This is a genomic window from Micromonospora sp. NPDC003241 (assembly GCF_053589795.1).
In genome coordinates this window covers 1-5,917 of the sequence record NZ_JBSFSO010000090.1, presented here as the reverse complement: position 1 = coordinate 5,917, position 5,917 = coordinate 1, and the positions used below count along the sequence as shown (strand labels likewise).

Annotated in this window: 7 protein-coding genes; all 7 read right to left on the bottom strand. The window is 73.3% G+C overall.

Features of this window, described 5'->3' with window-relative positions:
- Window positions 1–191: 191 nt before the first annotated feature.
- The 7 genes from ACWDVW_RS32470 to ACWDVW_RS32440 all read right to left on the bottom strand — a co-directional run bounded on the left by ACWDVW_RS32470 (window position 192) and on the right by ACWDVW_RS32440 (window position 5,852).
- Entirely contained in the window at window positions 192–1,133 is a 942-nt protein-coding gene (locus tag ACWDVW_RS32470) for an acyltransferase domain-containing protein (protein ID WP_449956780.1), read from the bottom strand.
- 108 nt (window positions 1,134–1,241) lie between these two features.
- Window positions 1,242–2,150 (bottom strand): NADP-dependent oxidoreductase, encoded by a 909-nt coding sequence (locus ACWDVW_RS32465; RefSeq protein WP_449956777.1) that lies wholly within the window; start codon window positions 2,148–2,150, stop codon window positions 1,242–1,244.
- Between the two features lie 62 nt (window positions 2,151–2,212).
- Window positions 2,213–3,001, bottom strand: a complete 789-nt coding sequence (locus tag ACWDVW_RS32460) for a spermidine synthase (RefSeq protein WP_449956774.1) — start codon at window positions 2,999–3,001, stop codon at window positions 2,213–2,215.
- Between the two features lie 53 nt (window positions 3,002–3,054).
- Window positions 3,055–3,390, bottom strand: coding sequence for a hypothetical protein (locus ACWDVW_RS32455; RefSeq protein WP_449956771.1), 336 nt, complete (start codon window positions 3,388–3,390; stop codon window positions 3,055–3,057).
- Window positions 3,391–3,455: 65 nt separating this feature from the next.
- Window positions 3,456–4,616: a CaiB/BaiF CoA transferase family protein gene (locus ACWDVW_RS32450; RefSeq protein WP_449956768.1), complete on the bottom strand. Its 1,161-nt coding sequence runs from the start codon at window positions 4,614–4,616 to the stop codon at window positions 3,456–3,458.
- 12 nt (window positions 4,617–4,628) lie between these two features.
- Window positions 4,629–5,147 carry a gamma carbonic anhydrase family protein gene (locus ACWDVW_RS32445; protein ID WP_449956765.1) on the bottom strand — a complete coding sequence of 173 codons (519 nt, stop codon included), beginning with the start codon at window positions 5,145–5,147 and terminating at the stop codon, window positions 4,629–4,631.
- Window positions 5,148–5,150: 3 nt separating this feature from the next.
- On the bottom strand, window positions 5,151–5,852 hold the full coding sequence (locus ACWDVW_RS32440) for an acyl-CoA dehydrogenase family protein (protein WP_449956762.1): 702 nt from the start codon (window positions 5,850–5,852) through the stop codon (window positions 5,151–5,153).
- Between the last annotated feature and the right edge of the window lie 65 nt (window positions 5,853–5,917).

The window sequence follows — 5,917 nt, the reverse complement described above, 5'->3', positions numbered from 1 at the left end:
GGTCACTTCTCGGCCACCCCGGCGGAGTCGAAGGTGTCCAGACACGTTCACCGGGCCGCGCCGGGTCCAGACGACGACCGGCGGCGTTGGAGTCGGGCCTGGATACAACACCGGTATCCACGCCCGACTCCGCCTTGCCGGACCGCCGCCTGGACCTCGCCGCGACACCGCCAACGTTCCTGGACACCGCACTAAATCGGGAAGTGGCCTCGACGCCAGTGCCAGTGGCGGCCGGCGCGCAGGTGGTCGACGACCGCGCGTTGCAGCACGGTGCGGCGCGGCAGCTCGTCCAGCGGCGTGCTCAGGCTGCGGAACACGAACCGCAGCACCTCGACGTCGGCGTCGATGCCTTCCGGCTCCTCGTAGGGCTCCAGGGTGAACCGGCGCTGGAACCGGACGATGTGGGAGTCGTCCGGCAGGTACTCGCGCAGTTGCGGGTCGAGCAGCCACGAACCGCAGGAGAACGCCGTGTGCTGCTCGTCGGGGAAGTGACGCGGGAAGAAGACGCGTGCCTGGTCGAGCGAGTCGTCGACCGCCTGCGGGCTCAACGGCCCCGCCTCGGGGACGTGCAGGCCGATGGTGTCGCCGCGCTGGTGCTGCAACCGGCCCAACTCGTAGACGCTGCCGCGCGCGTGCAGGGTCAACCAGCTCTGCATGACCGGCCAACCCTCGCGGTGCATCCGCCGGTCGATCGCGAGGTTGCGGCCCAGGTCCGCCAGGGTCGCCCAGGACACCGCGTCGGGGACGCCGTGGTCACGGTGGAAGGCCCGCACCACGTCGAGCAGGGCAAGGTACGCGTACACGTACAGGTGCCGCCAGGCCGGTCCCCGATCGCGGGGCAACTCCGGGCCGGGTGGCAGCCACTCGTGGCCGCCGAGGTCGGCGCGGACCAGGGCGATCGAGCGGTCGAGCAGCCACCGCAGCTCCGGGGTCCACAGCGCCGAGTCGGGATCGGGCCAGCCGGCCATGATCTCGGCGGCGTCGTCGGGGCGTACCACGAGCCGGTCCAGGAGCGCGGGCGCGTCGGCCTTCACGGGCAACGGGGCCGACGGCCGGTCACCGGCGAGCTGCCCGACGCGCGCGACGTCCTCGACGGGTACGCCGAGCCGGGCGGCGATGTCCTCCAGGTCCACGTCGACGAACCTACTCGGCGGCGGGGCCGCCGCAAGCCCCTACGAAGCGGTACGTCCCTCGTGGACAGAGGTCGGCGGCGGGTCGAGCCGTGCCGGCGTGGTGGCCGGTCAGGCGACGAGGACGACCTTGCCCCGGCCGTGTCCGGTCTCCACCTCGCGGTGGGCGTCGGCGGCCCGGGCCATCGGATAGGTGCGGCGGATCGGGAAGCGCAGGTCGCCGGTGGCGTAGAGATCGGCGAGCGCGGCGAGACGGGCGGCGGAACGCAGGTTCGGGGTGGTCCGGATACCGAGGTCGACGGCGCGGGCGTGCGCGGTCAGGGTGAGGATCCGGGACCGGTCGGGACAGAGCGCGAGCGACAGGGTGAGGGCCTCCCCGCCGGCCCCGTCGAGCACGGCGTCGACGCCGTCGGGCAGCAGCTCTCGGAGGTGCTCGGCCAGGTGCCCGCCGTAGACGACCGGTACGGCGCCCAGCGACCGCAGGTACTCCTGGTTGGCGGCGCTGGCCGTGCCGACGACGCGGGCTCCCGCCCGGAGGGCGAGTTGCACGGCGACCGCACCGACGGCGCCGGCCGCTCCGTGCACGAGCAGCGTCTCCCCCGGCCCGGGTCGGATCTGGTCGAGGGCGATGTGCGCGGTCTGGGCGGCACCGCTGAAACCGCCGGCGACCTCCCAGGGCATCGCGGCCGGTTTGGAGGTCACCTGCTCGGCGGGCACCGCGACGTACTCGGCGGCCGCGTTCATGAACCCGAAGCCCAACACCTGGTCGCCGACGGCGATCCCGACGACCCCGGCGCCGACCTGATCGACCGTTCCGGCGAACTCGTTGCCCGGCACCGCCGGCAGCGTCGGTGTCGCCCCGGCGGGCATCACCCCGGCCCGTACGGCGCAGTCGATGGGCTGCACGCCGGCGGCCCGCACACGTACCCGGACCTCGCCGGGTCCCGCCTCTGGGGTCTCGATCCGCTCCCAGGTGAGCACCTCCGGCCCGCCGACCTGCCGGAACACCGCTGCCTGCATCCGTACGCCTCCCCGTGATCGTGGCCACCGGACCCAGTCTCGAACCTCAACCTCACTCGAAGTCAAGGACGTGACCGGTCGTCGGTGCGGGGACGGGCACCGCCGACGAAGACGTCGAGCGTCGGCCCGTGCAATACCGCACCGGGCAACGGGTCCCGCTGCACCCGCGTCACCAGGCGTGGCACCGGCAGCCGACCCGGGCGGAGGGCCGCCGCGAGCACCAGGTTGCCGTACCGCCGGCCGCGCAGCATCCGCCGGTCGGCGACGACGCAGACGTCCGCGAAGACCGCGCGCAGGGTGGCCGCCTGCACCCGGGCGAGGACCAGCGGCGGCAGGTCGGTGACGTTGACCAGGTAGACGCCGTCCGGGCGCAGCGTCCGGGCGACCTCGGCGGCGAACGCCACGGTGGCCACGTGCGGCGGCATCCGGGCCGCCCGGTAGATGTCGGCGAACACCAGGTCGTACGCGTCGGCGGGTGCCTCGCCGACCGCCTGCCGCGCGTCGGCCACCCGGACCTCGATGCCGGGCTGCCGCAGCGGCAGGTCCCGGGTCACCAGGTCGACCACGGCCGGATCCCGCTCGACGACCACCTGGGCCGAGCCGGGCCGGGTCGTCGCGACGTAGCGCGGCAGGGTCAGCGCGCCGCCGCCCAGGTGCAGCACGTCGAGCGGGTCACCGGCCGGTGCGGCGAGGTCGGCCACGGCGGCCATCCGGCGCACGTACTCGAAATGCAGGTAGGTGGGGTCGGCGAGGTCGACGTACGACTGCTCGACGCCACCGGCCAGGAGCGTGCGCCCGGTGGGCCGGGCCGGGTCGACGACCAGTTCGAGACGGTCGTCGGTGGCCTCCATGAGCAGGCAGGCTAGCCCAGCCGCCGGTGCCGCACCCGCAGGACCCGGCGGCGTCAGCTCCCGAGCATCGGCGGGCGGTCGCTGTTCAGGTGGAACGCGCGCTCCTCGGCCTCCTGCCGCGCCGCGACGAAGTCGCGTTGCCAGTCGGGAGCGCCGTCCGGGATGCGGGCGACCACGTTCTCACCGTGGATCCGGCCGTCGGTGTCGGTGAGGCTGACACCGACCACGGTGTGCCCCCGACCGGGGATGGCGTAGTGGCGCACCGTCCACCGCGCCGACACCTGCGCAGCGTGACGGCGGCGTCGGGTACCCGCCGTCAACACCGCTCCGATGAGCGCAACGGCGGCCAGCACGACGAGGAGGACAGCCAGGAACGCGATGATCCGCACCCGCCCGAGCGTACCCGGAGTCCCGCCGGACCTGCACGTAACGGCGGTGCCACCCGCATCCCTCCCTACTCAGAGGAAAGGAGAGCCGCCCGCACCTCCGCGTCGTGGGCGCCGAGCGCCGGGCCGGGCCAGCGGATCGTGCCGGGGGTGGCCGACAGGCGCGGCGCCACGTTCTGCATCGGGATGGGACCGAGGTCGGGATCGGGCACCCGCACGATGCTCTCCCGCGCCTGGAACTGTGGGTCGTCGAGCATGTCGCGGGCGGTGTACACCCGACCGGCCGGCACCCCGTGCTGCTCCAGGACCGCCAGGATCTTCTCGGCCCGGTGTTGCGCGGTCCAACCGGCGACCAGGTCGTCGAGTTCGCGCTGGCGCACGCCACGGGCGACATGGGTGGCGTACTCCGGCGAGGTGGCCAGGTCGGGTCGCCCCATGGCGGCGGCGAGGCGGCGGAACACGGTGTCCTGGTTCGCCGCGACGAGCACGAAGTCGCCGTCGGAGGTCGGATACACGTTGGACGGCGCGATGCCGGGGAGCACCGCTCCGGACCGCTGCCGGGTGACACCCGCGATGGCGTAGTCGGCCACCAGCGCCTCGGTCATGGCCAGCACGGACTCGTAGATGGAGACGTCCACGACCTGACCGGCGCCGGTGCGCTGTCGCGCGTAGAGCGCGAGGAGGGCGCCGTACGCGGCGTGCATCCCGGCCAGCATGTCCCCGATCGACAGTCCGGTGCGGCTCGGGGGCCGGTCCGGGTCGCCGACGAGGTGCCGCAGGCCGCCCATCGCCTCACCGATCGAGCCGTACCCGGCCCGGGTGGCGTACGGCCCGGTCTGGCCGAAGCCGCTGACCCGGATGAGGATCAGTCGCGGGTTGGCGGCGGACAACTCGTCCCAGCCGAGCCCGTAGCGTTCCAGGGTGCCCGGTCGGAAGTTCTCCACCAGGACGTCGGCCTGTGCGACGAGCGCGAGGACGAAGGCCCTGCCGTCGGCGGACTTCAGGTCGGCGGTGACGCTGCGCTTCCCGCGCGCGATCACGCTCCACGAGAGCGACCGGCCGTTCTTGCTGTGGCCCCAGTGGCGCATCGGGTCACCCTCGTCGGGCTGCTCGACCTTGACGACGTCGGCACCGAAGTCGGCCATCAACTGGCCGCAGAACGGTCCGGCGATGAGCTGGCCGAGTTCGACGACCCGGACCCCGTCCAGCGCCGGTATCTGCTGCTGCATCGGTGCTGCCCTTCAGTCGATCCGGCGGAGTGAGGTGCGGTACCGACGCGCCGACTCGACGTAGCGCGCGGCGTTGATCCGTAGGACGTCGGCATCGGGCGGGGTGTCGCGGATCGACACCGGCACGCCGAGTGCCATGGTGCGGGGCGGGACGACGAAGCGGGGCGGCACCAGCGCCGCCGCGCCGACCAGCGCGCCGGCACCGACCACGGCATCGGAGAGCACGACGGCCTGCGAACCGACGAGCGCGTCGTCCTCGACGACGCAGCCTTCCAGGTGGGCGAGGTGCCCGATGACGCAGCGCTCGCCGACCCGGGTGGCGTGGCGCTCGCTGGCGTGGACGACGGTGCCGTCCTGGACGTTCGTGCCCGCGCCGATGACGATCTCGTTGCCGTCACCGCGCAGCACCGCGCCGGGCCACACCGAGGTGTCGGGTCCGAGGACGACACGGCCGATCACGACCGCGTCCGGGTGCACGTACGCGGAGGGGTCGATGTCCGGGACCAGGTCCCCGAGGGCGTAGATCGGCACGGGTCACAACTCCAACGACTTGCTGATGATGGTCTTGAGGACCTCGCTGGTGCCGCCGTAGATGCGGGTGACCCGCGCGTCGGCGTACATCCGGGCGATCGGGTACTCGGTGACGTAGCCGTACCCGCCGTGCAGTTGCAGGCACCGGTCGACCACGCGGCCCTGCATCTCGGTGCAGAACAGCTTCGTCTTGGCCGCGTCGGCCGGGGTCAGGTCCCCGTCCAGGTGCGCCCGCACCGCCGTGTCGAGCAGGGCCTGCCCGGCCTCCAGTTCGGCCGCCATCGCGGCCAGCTCGAACTTGGTGTTCTGGAAGTGCCCGAGCGGGCGACCGAAGACCGTCCGTTCGCGGACGTACCGGATGGTGTGTTCGTGCGCGGTGGTGGCCTGCGCGACGGCGCCGACGGCGATCGCGAGGCGTTCCTGGGCGAGGTTGTGGGTGAGCGCGGTGAAGCCGGCGCCCTCCGGCCCGAGCCGGTTGGCCACCGGGACCCGCACCCCGTCGAAGGCCAGCTCCACAGTGTCCTGGGTCGCGAGTCCGATCTTGTGCAGTCGGCGCCCGACGGTGAAGCCCGGCGTGCCCTTCTCCACGACGAGCAGGGAGAGCCCGGCCCGGCGGTCGTCCGGGTCCCGCGCGGTGCGGACCACCACGACCACGAGGTCGGCCAGTTCCCCGCCGGTGATGAACGTCTTCGCGCCGTCGACCACGTAGTGGTGCTCCCACGTCCCCGGCGGACGACCGCCGCGCGGGCGAACCCGGACTCACTCCGGCG

Excerpts from the sequence above, each read along its gene's own strand:
- ACWDVW_RS32450 (WP_449956768.1), bottom strand. The coding sequence starts at position 4,616 with ATGCAGCAGCAGATACCGGCGCTGGACGGGGTCCGGGTCGTCGAACTC.
- ACWDVW_RS32460 (WP_449956774.1), bottom strand. The coding sequence starts at position 3,001 with ATGGAGGCCACCGACGACCGTCTCGAACTGGTCGTCGACCCGGCCCGG.
- ACWDVW_RS32465 (WP_449956777.1), bottom strand. The coding sequence starts at position 2,150 with ATGCAGGCAGCGGTGTTCCGGCAGGTCGGCGGGCCGGAGGTGCTCACC.